This is a genomic window from Streptomyces guryensis, from assembly GCF_021261325.1.
Taxonomy (GTDB): Bacteria; Actinomycetota; Actinomycetes; order Streptomycetales; family Streptomycetaceae; genus Streptomyces; species Streptomyces guryensis.
On record NZ_JAJSBI010000002.1, the window covers coordinates 164,563 to 182,148 of the forward strand.

Below are 17,586 nucleotides of genomic sequence, written 5' to 3' on the forward strand. Positions count from 1 at the left end.
TGCGTGTTCACCAAAAGGGACCGGGTGGCTCTCGGCCCTTCCTGCTGGCCAGTTGTCAATGAATTTGCAAAGAAGCGGTGGTCATGGGAGTCGATGTGGAGCGGATACGGCCACGACTGCGCGGTGACGTCTACGTCATGCGCGTTCCGGAGGGTGCGTACATTCGCAGCAACCTGGGCGGGTCAATACTCAAGGGCGCGTCGACGTACGAATTCATCCAGCGGATCGCGCCGATGCTCGACGGCACCAGGACACTCGGCGAGCTGTGCGCCGCCGTGCCGGAATCCAGCCGCAGCGCGCTGGCGAAACTGATTCTGCTCCTGCAGGGCAAGGGATACGTAAAAAATGTGTTGGACGACCGTCCGCACACCCTGTCCGGCGAGCTGGCCACCACCTACGCGGCCAACATCTCCTTCATCGAGTACTTCACCGATTCGCCGGAATTGCGCTTCGAGACCTACCGCAACAGCTCCCTCGTGCTGACCGGATCCGGTCCCCTGCTGCAGGCCCTGGTCAACTCGCAGCTGCGCGCCGGTGTGCGTACGGTACGGCTCGCACCGTTCGCCGAGTCGCCCTTCGACCGCGACCGCGTCGACGAGCACCTGGCCGCGTCCCGTGAACAGGACCCGGAGCAGCGGATCGAGTACCTGGAGGCCGACACCCGGCCGCTCGACCTGCTGACTGCGGACGCCACCATGGTGCTGCACGTCGCCGACCGCCCCATGATCGAACGTGCCCGGCTGCTGCCCGCAGCCGCCATCACCGCGGGTGCCGCGTTCGCGCAGGCGCTGGTGGCGGGTGACGAGGCGTGGGTCGGCCCGGTGATCGGCAAGGACGACGAGGCCACCGCGTGGGATTCGGCGTGGCGTCGACTGTCCGCACTCACATCGGACCTGACCGGCGCGGATCTGCGGGACCACCCCGAGGTGGCCCCGAGCGAGTTCCTGCGCGGACCCACCGTCGCGCTGGTCGCCAACCAGCTGTGCTTCGCGGCGTTCCGCCATCTCACCGGAATCGACGAGGGCAGCGGGGCCGCTCACCTGGTGCGATTCGACCTGGAGACGCTGGAGACCTCGAAGCACGCGTTTCTGCCGCACCCACTCGCCCGGCCCGTGGTTCCCGACGACCCGGCGCGGCTGACCGCCCTGGCCGCCGCGGCTCCTGTCGACGACGACGAACTGGCCCGGCGCGCGGTGGACTTCGTCGACCCGCGGACCGGTGTGTTCGCCGAGGTCACCGAGCGCGACTACGAGCAACTGCCGCTGTTCGTCAGCGAGGTCGTGGTCTCCGACCCGGTCGGCCTGGCCGGTGGTCCCTTCCCGGTCCACGGTTGCGGCGAGACCGTGGTCGAGTCGCGCCAGCGGGCCGTCCGGCACGCGTTCGAGCGCTACGCGGCCGTCATGGCCGACTCCCGCAAGGGCGAGAGGCTGTACGGCCTGGACGTGCTGACCGGTGAACAGGTCACGGTCGACGCCGCGGAGGTCTTCCCCGCGCGGACCGCGGCCAGTGGGCCGGACTGGTCCGACGCCGTGCGCGCCGCGGTGGTGGCGGCGGCCAACGACCGCGTCGCGGAGGCACTTTCGGCCGCCGCCGGACCACTGCCGCGGCTGGACATGGACACCGCGGAGCTGACCCCGCGCGGTGAGCGCTACCTGAAGCTGCTGGGGATCGTCGAGCAGTCCTTCGAGGTCCACGATCTGTCCGGCCTGCTCGGACTGCCCACGTTCGCGTTCACCACCCCGACCGGTACGGTCGCGTACGTCAGCGACCTGGAGGCGGGCGTGGCGCTGGAGCAGGGGCTGGAGCGGACCCTGCTCGCCTACCAGGCCCGGGTCACGGACCAGCCCGGTTACGCGCCGGCGCCCGTGCCCGAGCTGCCCGTGGCCCTGCGTGGGCCCGCCGCCGAGGATGCGGCCGGGGCGCGGCCCCGTTCGGCGACCCTGGAAGAGGTCGTGGCCGGGCTGACACGGGAAGGCGGCCGGGTGGTCGCGGTCCCGCTTGACCACGATGCCTCCGTGGCCCGGGCCTGTCCGTTCGTGGTGCGTGCCGTGGTCGTCCATGGCTGACCAGCCGCAGGTGCTCCGCGAACCACATCAGGTGGTCGTGGGACCGTGGGCGCCGGGCTGTCCGGAGTGCCTGCGCACGCGTCGTGCCGCGTCGGCCTCCACCGAACGCGCCGCCGAGATGGCGGCCGTGGCGCCGGACCGGGAGCTGCCGAGCTTCCTGGCCGACACCGTCGCCCAACTGGCCGCGGCCAGGCCCGGGGCCCAGCGGTTCTGGATCGTCGACACGGCCACGCTCGCGCTGTCCCGCCACGGTTTCCTCAACGATCCGCACTGTCCGGCGTGTTCGGTGCTGCCGGCCGACACCGAGCAGGCGGCGAGGCCCGTCCGGGAGGCACGGCCGAAGCTGTCGCCGGAGTCGAGCCGCGTCCGCCCGCTGGACCAGGGCGCACTCCGGGAGGCCTACGTCGACGAGCAGAGCGGCCTGATCCCCTCGGTCACCTCCTACACCCAGCACGCCTTTCCGTTCACCGGGGCCGTCATGGCCGTACCCGGTGCCCCGAAGGAGCCGGCCGGTTACGGCCGCACCCGGGACTTCGCCTCCGCGTGGTCCATCGCGGTGGCCGAGTCGCTCGAACGGCTCGCCGCGTACGCGCCGGCCAGGCGGACCGGCGTCAGGGCCGGTTACGCCGACGTGGCCGGTGCCGCGATCGATCCGCGCTCGCTCGGCCTGTATCCCGACGACCGGTTCCTGACCCCGGACTTCCCCTACCGGCCGTTCACCGAGGACGCGGTGACCGACTGGGTGTGGGGGTACTCCTTCGGCCGCGGCCGGCCGGTGCTGGTGCCGGAGAGCTTCGTCTACCACCGGTCGCCGATGCCCGCCGGTGAGCGCAGGTTCGCCTGCGAGATCTCCAGCGGGTTCGCGCTCGGGGGCTGCTACGAGGAGGCCGTGCTGCACGGCGTCCTCGAGGTCGCCGAACGCGACGCCTTCCTGATGGCCTGGTACGGGCAGATCCCCCTGCCCCGCATCGACCTCGCCACGGCGCCCGATCGCCGTATCCCGCTGGTGGCCGAGCGCATCGAGCGCCAGGGGTACCGGGTGCACGTGTTCGACTCCACGCGGGAGCACGGGATCCCGTCGTTCTGGACGCTGGCCGAGGACGTCACCGGGACCGGCCGGCCCAGGGCCGTGTCGACCGGCGGCAGCGGACTGCGCCCGGCCGAGGCGATCCTGGCCGCGCTGCACGAGCTGAGCCAGACCGTCGAGTACGTGACGATCCTCGCGCTCGATCCGGGCTGGAGCGAGCGCGCCCGGCATCTGGCCGGCCACCCGGACGAGGTCGTGTCGATGGCCGACCACCTGCTCTGCGCGGCCGATCCGGCCAGTTTCGACCGGTACTCGTTCCTGCTCGACGACCCGGTGACATCGACCTGGCAGCAGGGACCCGAACGCCGGCCGTGGCCGGTCAACGCCGACATCGGCGCGGATCTCGACGAGTGCGTCCGGCGTTTCGCGGCGGCCGGCATGGACGTCGTCGCCGTCGACACCACCTCCATGGAACAGACAGCTGGAGGCTTCACATGCGTCAAGGTGATGGCACCGGGGTCGGTGCCGATGACCTTCGGACACACGGCCCGGCGGGTGACCGGGCTGCCCAGGCTGCCCGAGGTGCGCAACCCGCACCCGCATCCCTTCCCGTGACCGGGGCAGCCGTGATCGAGCACGAGGCCCGCGTGGGCCGGGAGTTCCTGCGGGTCAGCCTGGAGGACCTCGCCGAGGCGATGGAGACCCGGCAGTCGGAGTACGCCAACCCGGACGAGCCGCTGAAGTTCAAGATCTACCGGGGCCTGCCCCGGCGCCCGCTGACGACCAGGGTGCACCGGCGGCTGACCGGGGTCGAGGCGCTCGACGAACAGGCACTCTCCACGTTGCTGCGCTACGGCTACGGCATCTCCCGGCAGGAGTTCGACACCAACGGGACCTGGCCCTACCACCGGATGGTCGCGTCGGCGCGCTGCCTGTTCGCCGTCCAGCTGTACGTGTGCCTGGCCGAGGGCGTCCACCACTACGACGCCCCGCACCACTCGCTGGTGCGGCTGCGCGCCGGGGACCACCGGGAGCTGCTGGCCAGGGCGACCGGAAGCACGGGTGCGCCGCCTCAGGCCGTACTCGTCCTCTCCGGGCTGTTCTCCAAGGCCGCCTACATCTACCGCGACTACGCCTACCGGCTGTGCACCCAGGAGGCCGGTCTGCTCACCGGGAACCTCGACCTGGTGGCGCGGTCCATGGGCCTGCGGGCCCATGTGCACCACCAGTTCGTCGACGAGCCGGTCAACAAGCTGCTCGGGCTCGACCCCGACGAGGAGCCGGCGCTCGTGGTCCTGCCGCTGCACCTCGCCGGTGCCGACCCTGGAATCCGGCGCCGGGAGGTGGCGGAAACGGCGGCGGCACTGGCCGGGACCATCGAACCGATCGAGCCGTACGTGGTCCGCAGCGGACTGCGGGTCGCGCAGGCATGTCCGACGCTGACGGCGGTCAACCGCGCGTCCCTCCGCACCGACACCGGGGGTTTCGCGACGGCCGAACCGGCCGCGCCCGCGCTGCCCGCAGCCGAACCGCTGGCCCCGCCCCGGACGGCCGCTCCGGAAGTGGACCTGGCGCAGGTGCTGCGGGCCCGCGATTCCGGTCCCGGGATCTTCCGGCCGGTCGCCTCGCAGGTCGACGGAGCCGAACTGTGGGCACGGCTGGCCCGGGTCCGCACCGGGGTCAGCAGCGATGCCGTCCCGGCGGGTGCGCCGGTGCCGGTGGAGATCTTCCTGACCGTCGGGGATCTCACCGGCATACCCGCGGGCTGCTACCGGCTCGACCAGGGCACCGGCGCGCTGCACCCGGTCCGCCCGGCGACCCCCGACACAGGGCAGGGCGGCACGGACGCCCTCACCGCGATCGAACGCGTCACCATCCCCGGACCGGTCTTCCGGAACATGAACGCCGTCGTCCATCTCGTCGTCGACCGCGACTGGGCGTTCGACACCTTCGGCGACCGCGGCTACCGGGTGCTCAACCAGGAGGCCGGACTGCTCGCGCACCGCGTGTGCGTCGCGGCCGCCGCGCAGGGAGTCTCCGGCCGGATCGTCAACGCCTACCACGCCGACGGAGTGCGCGCGGCGCTCGGACTCACCGAACAACGCCACGCCCCGGTCTTCCAGATCCTGTTGGCCAGGACCGGCCCGGGCGGTCGCGTGATCGTGCCCGTCGAACCGGAGGGGGCTCAGTGATGGACAGGTCGCAGGAAGCCGGCCCCGAGCCGGCGCAGTACGTGCTCGCTCCGGCCGCCGTGGTCCGCCTCGCCGGCAGCCCGCTCGCCGCGCTGGAAGGACTGCGCTGCGCGCGGAGCTGGCGCACCGCCACCAGCCTGGTACCGCTGCGCGCCGCGATCGCCGTGGCGGCCGGCGAGCTGTCGGACCTGCTGCACGCGGCGGTCGGCGCCACCGGCGACGGCGAGCTCAAGGCCAGGCTCGTCGCGGTGCGCAGGGCAGTGCACCGGGGTCGGCGCGTCGGCCCGGAACGGCTGGCCGGCCTCCCCGCCGAACTGGCCGGCCCGGTACGGGAGTGGACGGCGCGGCTCGACGAACGCGACCGCCTGCTCGCGGCACTGCCGGAGCAGCTCGAACAGGACTGGGCCGCGAGCTACGAGTCCCTGCTCGCCGCGGCCCGGCTGCCCGCGTTCCAGCTCGGTCTCGTGCACGCCAACCCGGACATGTTCCTGGCCCTGCGGAAGTGGTTCGACACCGGTCGTGCCCCGCAACGCCAGACCGTGCTGCGCCTGGCGCAGTACCTGGCCCGTTCCGCGGCGAAGACCAGCCCGTACTCCACGTTCACCAGCAGCGGCCTGGCCGCCTGGGGCCGGGCCGAGGACCTCGTCCAGCCGGCCGGGCGACCGGCCGGGGGGCAGCTCACCGCGGTGACCGCGACCGAGGCAAGCGTCGGATCGCTGCACCGGATCGCGCGCGCGGTCTGCGAACGCCCCGAGCTGGTCGGCGGCTGCCGGATCCGGATCAACCCCAGCGCCACGGCCCTGGACGGCGCCCTGCTGTTCCTGGGCCGTCGGCCGGGGGAGTACGTGCACACCCTCGCGCTCACCCCGACCCTGCGCCGCGTGCTGGAACTGACCACGGGCCAGAGCACCTTCGACGACCTGCGCGGCGAGCTCCTGGCCCTGGCCGCGGACGGGAACCAGGTCGACGTGTTCCTGCGCCGGCTGGTGACGCTGGGCCTGCTGGAACTGGTCCCGCCGCTCGCCGACCAGTCCGCGGACCCGGTCGGCGACCTGCGTGCCTGGCTGCGGCAGCGCCGGCAGCCCGGCCTGGAACGGCTGGACCGGACCCTGCTGGGGGTGGCCGAGGCCCTGTCGAGCTACCCGGCGGTCACCGAACCCGGCGACCGCGTCGCCGTCCGCGAAGCCGTCGTCCGCGGACTGGACACGGCACTGCGCGAGGTGGGCGACCACGCCCACGCCCACAGCCCGAAGATGGCCCAGGAGTTCGCCCGGTACAGCTTCTACGAGAACGCCGTGCACCCCGGAACGACGGCCGTGCTGGACCGGGCGGGCTGGCGGCCGCTGCTGGACGACCTGGACGCGGTGCGTACCCTGCTCGGCCTGATCGGTCCCGATCTGCCGTTCAAGCTCACGCTCAGCGAGATGTTCCGCAGCCGCTACCCGGCCGGCGCGCAGATCCCGCTGCTGGTGTTCTACCGGGACGTGCTGGCCGAGCAGTCCGCCGGCGCCGCCTCGGGCCCGGCCGGGCAGGGGGCGCTCCTCGCGCACAGCCGGTTCGCCGCCGCGGACAGCCCGGTCGGGGCCGTGCGCGAGCTGCACCGTCTGCGCACCGCCGTCAAGCGGCTGCTGGGCGAGCGGAGGCCCGACGGGGACGGCGTGGTCCGCGTCGACCCCGAGGAGGTGCGGACGCTGGCCAAGGAATGGCCGGACTGGGTCCGCACACCGACCTCGCTCGCGGTCTACTGCCAGCTCGCCGACGCCGTGCGCGGGCTGGAACTGGTGGTCAACAGCATCGGTTGCGGCTTCGGCCGCGGCCGCAACCGGGTACGGCAGATCCTGGACGTGCTCGATCTGCACGCCGACGTCCCGGACGAACCGGGGCCGGCCGTGCACCACGGCGACATGTTCTTCGCCGAGTTCGAGGCCGTGGCCCGCTCCGCCGTCAACGTCCGCAAGCCGGGCGTGGGGCTGGTCGTCGACTACCCCGGTGTCCGCAGCACGCGCACGGACGACGACCGGGTACCGGTCAACGACCTCTATGTGCACAGCGGTGACGACGGGTTGCTCGCGCTGGTGTCGCGGCGGCTGGGCAGGCGGATATGCCCGGTGCACCCGGGTCTCGGCGCCGACCGGCTGCTGCCGCCCGCCGCCCGCTTCATGATCGAGGCGTTCGGCGAGTCCAACACCTGGTTCGGTGCGCACACCGAGCTGAGGATGACCTCGGACCCGCGGGCGGACGACGGCGTACGCCACCTGCCGCGGCTGATGGTGGGCGGCGTGGTGCTGCGCCGCGCCATGTGGATGACCCGCGCGGACCGGCTGCCCCGGCGGGCCGATGCCGAGACCGGTGCGGCCTGGATGCTGAGAACGGCCGCCTGGCTGGCCGAACACGGCATCCCCGAGCGGTGCTTCGTCACCGTGCTCGACCCGGCCTTTCTCGGCCAGGGCGAGAACAGGCAGGGGCCGAGCAACGACACCAAACCGAACTACGTGGACTTCGCGAGCACGCTGCTGCTGCTCGGCCTGGAACGCCGACTCGCCGAACCCGACGCGATCGTGCAGATCAGCGAGATGCTGCCGGACCCCGGCCAGGTCCGCGGCGAGCACGTGGCGGAGTACATCGTGGAACTGAACGAGCCCGGAGTCACATATGTCTGAGCACAGTTGGGTCAGCGCCCACCTCTTCTACCACGGTGACCAGGACGCCGTGATCGTCGGCGTCGTCAGGCCCGTCGTCGAACGACTGGGCCGGGCCGGGCTGGCCGATGGCTTCTTCTTCCTCCGCTACTGGGAGGGCGGCCCGCACGTCCGGCTGCGGGTGCGCGCCCGCCCGGAGCAGGCCCAGGAGGTCCGTTCGGCCATCGAGGCGACGGCCGCGGAGTTCTACCGCACGTCGCCGTCGCGGTCCGAACTGACCGAGCAGGGCTACACCGAGTCCGCCGCCGCACTCGCCGCGCTGGAGCAGATGACCGACTACGACACGGTGCTGCACCCGGACAACTCGGTCGCGTTCATCGACTACGTGCCCGAGACCTCTGTGTTCGGCAGCGGCCGCGCACTGGAGGCCGTCGAGAAGCAGTTCATGGCCGCAAGCGCCCTGGCGGTCGAACTGATCGCCCGCGGCCGGACCCCGGGACAGCGCGCCATGGACGCCTTCGCCATGATGGCCGCCAACCGTACGGTCTTCACCGGCATCCTGCCCGAACTCGCCTACCAGGCACGGTTCATGGTCGAGAGCGGCGGCTCCGCTGCCCAGCTGCTGGAATCGTCGGACTTCGAGCGGTACTTCGACGCCAACAAGGCCCAGCTGCGCGCCGGCCTGGAGACGGTGTGGGCGGCGACCAGGGGGGTGGCGCTGCCGGACTCGTCGGTGGCGAGCAACTGGCTGAAGACCGTGCGGGAGGCCAACGACACCCTGGTCGAACTGGAGTTGCTGGGTCAGCTGGACGCCTACCCCGACTTCGAGGCTCCCGCCGATGTGCTGCAGCACATCAACCACCTGGTCCCGCAGCTGATCGTGGAACGGTGCATGCACCTGATGTGCAACCGGCTGGGCATCAGCCTGGCCCAGGAATCCCACCTGCGGCTGCTCCTGACCAGGACCGCCTTCGACCTGTGCGGTGTGTGACCCCATGAGCAACGAGGCGACCCGCTACCACGAGAACGTGCACACGCCGACCGAGGTGGCGAACCCGGAGGCGTACCCGCCCCGGGTGGTCAAGAGCTACCCGGGCGCACCGCGGCACCCGCTGCCATGGCCCCCCGAGAAGTCCGAGCACCGGCTCGGCAGGCAGCTCGCCGAACTCGGCGGCATCACCCGGGCCCAGTGGCTGACCCCGCTGGACATGCTGCCCTTCACCGACAGCTTCGAGGCCATCCCGGACGACGATCCGCTGCAGTGGCTGGTGACCCGCCGTCCGACGCCGTCGGGGGGCGCCCGGTACAGCGCCGAGTGGTACGTGATCGCCGGGCCCGACTCGGAGGTGCCCGCCGGCGTCTACTACTACGACCCGGCCCGGCACGACCTGGTGCGGCTGCGTTCGGGCGACCACCGGAGCTGGGCGGCGTCCCGGCCGGCCACGACGATCCTCGTCCAGACCAATGTGTTCTGGCGGCTGGCCGCCAAGTACGGCGAGATGTACTACCGCCTCGCCTGCCTGGAGGCCGGGATCCAGGTGGCCCAGGCGCTGGTGGCCGCCGCCGACGAGGACGCCACGGCCCGGCTGTGCTTCCCCGACGCCGACCTCACCGAGCTGCTGGGGCTCGACCCTCGCAGCGAAGGGGTGCACGCGGTCGTCGAGCTGGTCGCACCGGTGCCCGCCGCGTTCGAGGGCCCTGCGCTGTCCGCCTTCCCACGCGCCTTCGCAGCACATGCGGCCGTGCTCACCGAGAGCCGCCCAGCCCCGCAGCCGCTGCCGTCCGCGCCCCCTGGGGAGACCGAACGGATCAGCCTGCCGCATGCGGAGGCGGACCTGCGGGCCGGAACGCGGAACCGTCGTGCGGCCATGCGCGGCTTCAGCGGCGCGAGCATGCCGATCGGCACGCTGGCCGCGATCCTCACCGCCTACGGCCGGCCGGTGCGCTGGGACCTCCCGGCGAACCTGGTCGAGTTCTACTGCGTCATCGCCGACGTGCCCGGGGTCCCGGACGGCGCCTACCGCTACCTGCCCGACGAGCACCAGCTGGAACCCGTCGGTGAGGGCGGCAACCCCCGCCAGGTGCTGCGCGAAGCCTCCCTTGCCGCGCTGACCCAGCAGGGTGCCCGCACGGCGAACATATGGCTGCTGCCGGTGGGGGACGCCGAGGCGGCCGAGGAGCGGTTCGGTTCCCGCTGGTACCGCGTGCAGCAGGCGGCGGCCGGTGCCGCACTGCACCGGGCCTGCCTCGCCGCAGCGGCCGCCGAGGTGGCGGGCCGGATCCAGAACGACGTGCTCACGCACCTGCTGGACGGCTGGTTCGGCCTGGACGGGCGCAAGCGGAGCCTGCTGGTGGCGCAGTTCGGCACCGAGCACCCCGCCGGGCCGCGCCCCGAGTTCCGGCTGACCTGGTGAGAGGGAACGGCTCGTGAGCGACACCGTACTCGGCGACGGCCTGCTGGCCGACGCCATCGCCCGGCGCCCGCCGTCGATGCTGGTGGTGGCGCGCGACGGCTGGGACACCGGCGACTGGACCGCGGCGCAGGACCGGGGCGAGCCCTGGCTGCCGGTGTGGACCGAACTCGACCGGGCCGTGATCGGCCCGGTGGTCCGGCCCGGCGAGCCCGGCTGCGTCTGGTGCCTGCAGAAATGGCGCTCCAGCGCGCCCGAACGGGCGCCCTGGACGGGCGAGTTGCGCGAGGACGAGAGGATCGCGACCCGGCCCTCCGCCTGGCTGTCCGGCTTCGCCGCCGAGGCCGTGTGCGACGTGCTGCGGTCGGGCGTCGCCGGGGACCGCTGCTGGTACCTCGACCTGCGCGACCTGTCGCTGACCCGGCACACGTTCCTCCCGGACCCGCTGTGTGCGGTCTGCGGCGCGCTGCCCGACGACACGGCCGCACGAGCCGAGATCGTGCCCCTCGCCCGGCCCAAGCCCCGGGCCCGCTCCAGCAGGATCCGCGAACTCTCCGAGTCCCGGCTGACCCGGCTCTACGTGGACGCCGAGACCGGTGTGGTCGCCCCGCCCCGTGGCATGCGCGACTCGATGGTCCCGCTGACCGAAGCGGTCCTGGCCGAGTACGGCTACCGGGGCGAGGCGGGGTTCGGGCGCACCCGTGACTTCGCGTCGAGCCGGGCCACCGCGGTCGCCGAGGCACTGGAACGGCTCGGCGGCCAGTGGCCCTGGGGCAAGCGGACCACCGTGCGCGGCAGTTACGCGGAACTGGCCGAGGACGCCCTGGACCCGCGTACCCTCGGCCTGCTCGCCCCGGAGCGCTACCTGGAGCCGGACTGCCCGTACCAGCCGTTCACCGAGGACGCCGAGGTGTCCTGGGTGTGGGCGTACTCGTTCGGCCGGGCCCGGCCGGTGCTCGTGCCGGAGACCCACGCGTACTACCGGATGCCGTTGCAGCCGGGCACCCGGGCGGACAAGCCGTTCACCTTCGAGATCTCCAACGGCTGCGCGCTCGGCGGCTGCATCGAGGAAGCGGTCCTGCACGGGATCCTGGAGGTCGTCGAGCGCGACGCGTTCCTGATGACCTGGTACGCCAGGCTGCCCGTGCCCGAGGTGGACCTCGCCCGCGCACCGGATCCGCGCATCCGGCTCGTCGCGGAACGCATCGAACGCCACGGCTACCGGGTGCGGGCCTTCGACATCACCCTGACCGAGGGGATCCGCGCGTTCTGGGTGCTCGCGCAGGACACCACCGGTGACGAGAGGCGGCCGAAGGCCGTCTGCACCAGCGGCTCGGCGCTGGACCCGGTCGCCGCCGTGCTCACCGCCCTCGGTGAACTGGCACCCATCGTCGAACAGGAGCTGACCAGGTACCCGGCCGAAGCCGAACGGGCCAGGCGGATGGCCGCCGACCCCGAACTGGTGCGGGTCATGACCGACCACGCGCTGTGCGCCGCGACACCGGAGGCGTTCGACCGCTTCTCGTTCCTGCTCGACGGCGACCGCATGACCGGCTGGGACGAGGTGATCGCCCGCAGCCCGTGGCCGCTCCACACCGACCTGCGGGACGACCTGACCGAGGCCGTCGACCGGATGCTGGCGGGCGGCATGGACGTCGTGGTCGTCGACCAGAGCTCGCCCCTGCACGAAGCCGCCGACCTGCACTGCGTGAAGGTGATCGCGCCCGGTGCACTGTCCATGACCTTCGGCCACCGCAACCGGCGGACCACCGGGCTGCCGCGGCTGCGGGAGGTGCCCCACCGGCTCGGCCACGCGCCGCGCCCGCTGACCGACACCGACCTCAACCCCCACCCCCACCCGTTCCCATGACCAGCCACGCCACCACCTTCGGAGTACGCGTCGCGGGCCTGCCCGCGGACGTGGTCGACCGGCTCGTCGACCACCGCCTGCGGAGCGAGCTGCTCGCGCTGGCCGGTACCGCGGCCGAGCTGACGGCCGCCGCCGCGGGACTGTCCGACCGCTGCCACGACGTGATCGGCGCGCTCGGCGACCCCGGGGCCAAACCCAGGCTGGTGGCACTGCGCCGCTCCGTCCACCAGCAGCGTGACCCCGACCGGCTGCTCGCCGACCCGAGGGTCGCCGCTTCCCTCGGTGACGAACTCGCCGCGGACATAGCCGAGTTCGGCCGCAGGCTGGGGCGCTATCGCGACGACCGTGCGCAGTTGCCGACCGTGCTGGCCGAGGCGTCCCGGTCCATCGACGCCGGCCTGCGCGAGATCAGCGCGGATCCCCGGTTCGACCAGGGCCTCGCCCATGCCAGTCCCACCCTGCACGAGGTGCTCGGGCGCAGACCCGGTCGGCAGGAACTGATCCGGCTGGCCCTCTACGTCGCCCGCGCCGCCGTCAAGACCAGCCCGTTCAGCACGTTCACCGCCAGCGGCCTCGGCCGGTTCGTTCCGGACGGGCCGGCCCTGCGCTGGACCGCGACCGAGGGGGCGCGGTCGATCGTCGAACTCGACCTGTCGGTCCTCACCCCCCTGGCCGACAGGTTGTCCGGGGCGACGGTCCGGATCAACCCCAGTGCGCGGCTGGAGGCCGACATCGTCCGGTACCTCGGCCCGGCACCGGCGGAGGACCTCCTCACCCTGCCGCTGACACCGCCGCTGCGGCACTGCCTGCGGGCCGCCGCCGCCCGGCCGACCCTCGCCGCGCTGGCGGCGGGCCTTCCCGCGCCGCCCGAGCAGGCGTCCGGATATCTGCGCTCACTCGTGGCGAGCGGACTGCTCCTGCTCCAGCCGGACTTCGACGACCACGGCATCGACCCGCTGCGGCAGCTGGCCGAACGGGTTCCCGAACTGGCCCCGGTCCGGGAGGAGTTGCGCACGTACGGGAGCGCCAAGGGAGCCGACCGGGTCGTGCTCGGGGCGGCGCTCCACGAACGGCTGCGGGCCGTCGGCATCACGGGCAGGCTGCGGGACGTGGTGACCGAGCAGTCGGTCGTCCCCGGAGTCCTGGTCGAGGCGGGGCTGCCGTCCTGGCAGGACGCACTGGACGACCTGGCTCTCGCCTGCCGGCTGCTCGCGGTCTTCGACCACACGCTGCCGTTCAGACTGGCGGTCGCCGCGTTCATCCGGGAGCGCTTCGGCGCGCAGGCGACGGTGCCGTTCGACCGGTTCTACTCCGAACTCGTCCGCGACGGCCATGAGGCCAGGCGGCTGCACCCCGCCGCGGTCGCCTTCGACATGACCGGGCTGACCGCAACCCTGGCGGCCAGCCCGATCGCGGAGGTGCGCCACCTGGTGGACCTGGTCGCCGAGATCCGGCGCGCGCTGCCGGACCGGCAGCGGATCGAGCAGGTCCTCGACGCGCTGCCGCCCTGGGTGCGCCCGGTCGGCTCGGTCGCCGTGTACGCCCAGCGCGACGGCGAGGAGTTGGTCGTCAACGCGGTGAACTCCGGGTTCGGCCGGGCCCGTTCACAGGTGCGCCGACTGCTGCGCTACGTCGCGGACGACCCGCTCCCGGTCGATGCGGTGTACCCGGGCACGCCGACGTACGCGGAGTTCACCCAGACTCTCGCCACCTCGCTCAACCAGCGCGAGGCAGCCCTGCCGTACCGGCTCGACTACCCGCCGCCCGCCCGGCTGACGGTCGGCCTGGACGGCGACGGACTGCCCGCCCTGTTCGACGGCGGCTCGGTCGTCCGCCCGGTGCACGGCGGACTGTCCTACGAGCGGCAGCTCCCGCCGGTCATGGCGCTGCTGATCGAGGCGTTCGGCGAGAATCCCCTGCTGCTGCGCCCCGACCAGCCGCTGCAGCACGACGCGAGCGCCGGGAGCGGACAGGGCCGCGTCCTGCACGCGCCGCGGCTGAGCATCGGGCAGGTGGTGCTCCGGCGGGCCACCTGGGTGGCGCAGCCGGGAACGCTCCCGCGCCGCGCGGCCGGCCAGTCCGACGCGGACTTCCTGCTCACGCTGACGACCTGGCTGACCGGGCACGGCCTCCCGCCGAGGTTCTTCGTGTCCGTGCTGCGCATGGGCGCGGTCCCGGCCGGTTCGTTCGCGGGCGACCGCAGCCGCAAACCGATGTACGTCGACATCGGATCGCCGCCCCTCGTCCTGGCCTTCGAGCGGCTGGCCGGGGATCCGGCCGCCGCGGCGGTGTTCCAGGAGGTCACACCGAAGCCCGAGGCCGCTCTCCTCGACCACCAGGGCGTGCCGAGAGTGACCGAATACGTCATCGAACTCGACTGCCGAGGAGACCAGGAATGACAGAGTCCGTGTGGCGCACCGTGAACGTGTTCCACCACGACGGCGACCGCACCGATCTGCTGCTCGACGCGGTACGCCCCTTCGTCACGGCCGTGGCCCCTTCGGCGGCCAGGGTGTACTACCAGCCGCACTGGCGGCGCGGGCCGCATGTGCGTATCCCGATCCAGGCGGGTGCCGAGGTCTTCGACGAGGTCGTCGCACCGGCCGTGGCCGACGTGCTGGAGACGTACCTGCGGGCGCATCCGTCGACCGTCCTCCTCGACGAGCAGGCAGCTCACGCCGAGCACGTCCGGCTGGCCGAGGTGGAGTGCGAACGCGGGCCGCTGACCCCCTGGGCGCCCAACAACACCGTCGAGACCGAGCCCTACGACCGGCGCCAGTACGTGCTCGGCGGACCGGCCGCGGCGGACCTGCTCGCCGACTACTACGTCGACACCAACGACCTCGTGTTCGACATCCTCGGCTGGATCCGTGGCGGGGGCTCGAAGATGGCGCTCGCGGTGGACCTGTTCATCGGGGCGGCGAACCGCTTCCTGCCGCCGGTGACCTACGGCTACATGTCCTACCGCGGACACGCCGACGCCTTCCTGGCCAAGATGCCCGACGGTCTGCGCGCACGCTTCGACCAGGTCTACGACGCCAACGCCGGTACCTTCCGGCAGCGGGTCGTCGAGATCACCGGGGCGGCGGACTACCACGACGTCGTCCCGTTCAGCGAGCTCCTCGACACCCTGCTCCGCTATCGCAATCGGGCCAACGAGCTGATCGGGACAGGCGAGTTGGCGCTCAGTACCGACATGAACGGCGAGCCGGAGGCATGGGGTTCGACCTGGAGCGCCTGGTCGGACCGCAGCGAGTTCCACCGGGTCCTGGGCGGCCACCGGACGGCGGCCGACCAACTGGGCGGCTGGAACACCTTCCAGCAGTACCGGGTCGTGCTCAATTGGCTCTACCTCAACATGTACCGGCTCGGCATCGGCGAGATGGAACGCAACCTGATCTGCCACGTCGTCTCCCGCGCCGTCGAGGACGTACACGGAGTGACCGCGATGGACCGGATCGAAGACCTGATCGGCTTCGTCGACAGCGGCGGCCGGCTGTGACCGGCCCACGAACCCGAGGAAGGACGAACCCGTGACCCACGCCGTCTCCGTCAGCGAACTCGTCAAGCACTACCACCCGCACGCACCGGCCGCCGTGGACGGTCTGAGCTTCACGGTCGACCGGGGCGAGGTCTTCGGCCTGCTCGGCCCGAACGGGGCCGGCAAGTCCACCACCGTCGGTGTGCTGACCACCCGGATACGGCCGACGTCCGGCCGGTGCCTGGTCTTCGGCACGGACGTGGTGGCCCGGCCGGCCGCGGCGAAGCGACTGCTCGCCGTCGTACCGCAACGCCAGAACCTGGACCGCTCCCTCGGCGTACGGCAGAACCTGCTCTTCCACGCGCGCTACCACGGCGTCGGCAAGGACGAACGGACCAGCCGCGCCGAGGAGTTGCTCGACCTGATGGGGCTCACCGAGCAGGCCGGCCAACGGGTCGAGCGGCTCTCCGGCGGCCAGGCGCAGCGGGTCGTCATCGCGCGGGCCCTGATGCACGCGCCCGAAGTGCTGTTCCTCGACGAGCCGTCGACCGGCCTGGATCCCCAGTCACGGCTGTTCCTGCACGAACGCATCCGCGAACTGCGCGACCGGGGCGTCACCGTGGTGCTCACCACCCACGACATGGACGAGGCCGAGAGCCTGTCCGACCGCATCGGCATCGTCGACCACGGCAGGCTCCTCGCGCTGGACACGCCGAGCGCGCTGACCGGGGCACTCCAGGGCGGCACCACGATCAACGCACAGGTACGCGGTGCGCAGGTGCCGAGCGCCGAGATCCTCGCCGCGCTGACGGATCTGCCCGGCTCCGGCACCGTCGAGCACGACGCGCCGAGCGGGTCCGGGACCGACGACAGCCAGTACTTCCGGGTGCGGACCGAGAAGGACCCGTCGGTCCTGCTGCCGGACGTGCTGCGCACCATCGTCGACCGCGGGGTCGAGCTGGTCGATCTGTCGATCGCCCGGCCGAGCCTCCAAGACGTGTTCATCAGTCTGACCGGAAGGGAACTGCGGTGACCACCGTGAGCGAAGGCGCCGAGGCCGTCGAGGCCGCCCGGTCCGCCGAGGCCGCCGGCCGGCGACCGCGTGGCGATGTCGGTTCCGTGACGCGGACCTTCCTGGCGGTGCTGTGGCGTGATGTGTACACCACCACCCGTCGGCCGACCGCGTTCCTGCTGCAGGTGATCGTCCAGCCGCTGTTGCTGTTCTTCGTCTTCGGCAAGGTGCTCGGCGAGGCCGGCTACACCAGGGGTGACTTCGGCGCGACCCTGCTGCCCGGCGTCATGGCGCTCAACGCGCTGCTGGTCTCCCTGGAGAACACCGCGATGCCGCTGATCATGGACTTCTCGTGGTCCGGCGAGATCGAGGACAGGCTGCTCGCACCGCTGCCGGGAGAGCTCGTCGCCGTCGCCAAGATGGTGTTCGGAACACTGTGCGGCCTGTTCGCCGGGCTGGTCATGGCGCCGGTCGGGTTCCTCGTGCTGGGCGGCGCCGGCTGGCCGCTCACTGCCTGGCCGGGCGCGCTGCTGATCCTGCTGCTCGGCTCGGCGACCGGTGCCGGCCTCGGCCTCACACTGGGCACGATCGTGTCGCCGGACCGCATCGGTGTCACCTTCTCGCTCGTCATGGCCCCGCTGACGTTCACGGGGTCCGTCCAGTACCCCTGGTCGTCCCTCGGTCACCTGAGGTGGTTCCAGGTGATCTCCGCGATCAACCCGCTGACGTACGTGAGCGAAGGACTGCGAGCCGCGGCACTGCCCGGTCCTCCGTCGTCGATCCCGCTGTGGACGGACGCACTGGTGCTGCTGTTCGCCATGGCGGTCACCGCGGTGATCGGCATCAGGGGATTCATGTCCCGGGCGCTCGGCTGAGACGACCTCAAGA

General features: G+C 72.3%; 11 protein-coding genes. All 11 read left to right on the forward strand.

Annotated elements, in window-relative coordinates; genetic code table 11:
• The first annotated feature begins 83 nt into the window (after positions 1-83).
• The 11 genes from LJ657_RS04730 to LJ657_RS04780 are packed head-to-tail and all read left to right on the forward strand — an operon-like array spanning position 84 to position 17,573.
• On the forward strand, positions 84-2,066 hold the full coding sequence (locus LJ657_RS04730) for a hypothetical protein (RefSeq protein WP_232646938.1): 1,983 nt from the start codon (positions 84-86) through the stop codon (positions 2,064-2,066).
• Positions 2,059-3,708 (forward strand): TOMM precursor leader peptide-binding protein, encoded by a 1,650-nt coding sequence (locus LJ657_RS04735; RefSeq protein ID WP_232646939.1) that lies wholly within the window; start codon positions 2,059-2,061, stop codon positions 3,706-3,708. Before LJ657_RS04730 ends, LJ657_RS04735 begins: the two co-directional genes overlap by 8 nt.
• On the forward strand, positions 3,705-5,285 hold the full coding sequence (locus LJ657_RS04740) for a SagB family peptide dehydrogenase (RefSeq protein WP_232646940.1): 1,581 nt from the start codon (positions 3,705-3,707) through the stop codon (positions 5,283-5,285). Before LJ657_RS04735 ends, LJ657_RS04740 begins: the two co-directional genes overlap by 4 nt.
• Entirely contained in the window at positions 5,285-7,945 is a 2,661-nt protein-coding gene (locus LJ657_RS04745) for a lantibiotic dehydratase family protein (RefSeq protein ID WP_232646941.1), read from the forward strand. The genes LJ657_RS04740 and LJ657_RS04745 overlap by 1 nt, the downstream gene beginning before the upstream one ends.
• A complete protein-coding gene (locus tag LJ657_RS04750) occupies positions 7,938-8,915 on the forward strand; it encodes a lantibiotic dehydratase C-terminal domain-containing protein (protein ID WP_232646942.1) in 978 nt (325 codons plus the stop codon). The genes LJ657_RS04745 and LJ657_RS04750 overlap by 8 nt, the downstream gene beginning before the upstream one ends.
• A 4-nt stretch (positions 8,916-8,919) precedes the next feature.
• The gene (locus tag LJ657_RS04755) at positions 8,920-10,338 is read left to right on the forward strand and encodes a nitroreductase family protein (RefSeq protein WP_232646943.1); all 1,419 of its coding nucleotides are present in this window, start codon (positions 8,920-8,922) and stop codon (positions 10,336-10,338) included.
• Between the two features lie 13 nt (positions 10,339-10,351).
• Complete coding sequence (locus LJ657_RS04760; protein ID WP_232646944.1) at positions 10,352-12,205, forward strand: TOMM precursor leader peptide-binding protein; 1,854 nt, start codon at positions 10,352-10,354, stop codon at positions 12,203-12,205.
• Positions 12,202-14,604, forward strand: a complete 2,403-nt coding sequence (locus tag LJ657_RS04765) for a lantibiotic dehydratase (RefSeq protein WP_232646945.1) — start codon at positions 12,202-12,204, stop codon at positions 14,602-14,604. The genes LJ657_RS04760 and LJ657_RS04765 overlap by 4 nt, the downstream gene beginning before the upstream one ends.
• The gene (locus LJ657_RS04770; protein WP_232646946.1) at positions 14,601-15,707 is read left to right on the forward strand and encodes a thiopeptide maturation pyridine synthase; all 1,107 of its coding nucleotides are present in this window, start codon (positions 14,601-14,603) and stop codon (positions 15,705-15,707) included. The genes LJ657_RS04765 and LJ657_RS04770 overlap by 4 nt, the downstream gene beginning before the upstream one ends.
• A gap of 31 nt (positions 15,708-15,738) precedes the next feature.
• Positions 15,739-16,719 carry an ABC transporter ATP-binding protein gene (locus LJ657_RS04775; protein ID WP_232646947.1) on the forward strand — a complete coding sequence of 327 codons (981 nt, stop codon included), beginning with the start codon at positions 15,739-15,741 and terminating at the stop codon, positions 16,717-16,719.
• Entirely contained in the window at positions 16,716-17,573 is an 858-nt protein-coding gene (locus LJ657_RS04780; RefSeq protein WP_232646948.1) for an ABC transporter permease, read from the forward strand. Before LJ657_RS04775 ends, LJ657_RS04780 begins: the two co-directional genes overlap by 4 nt.
• Positions 17,574-17,586: the final 13 nt, after the last annotated feature.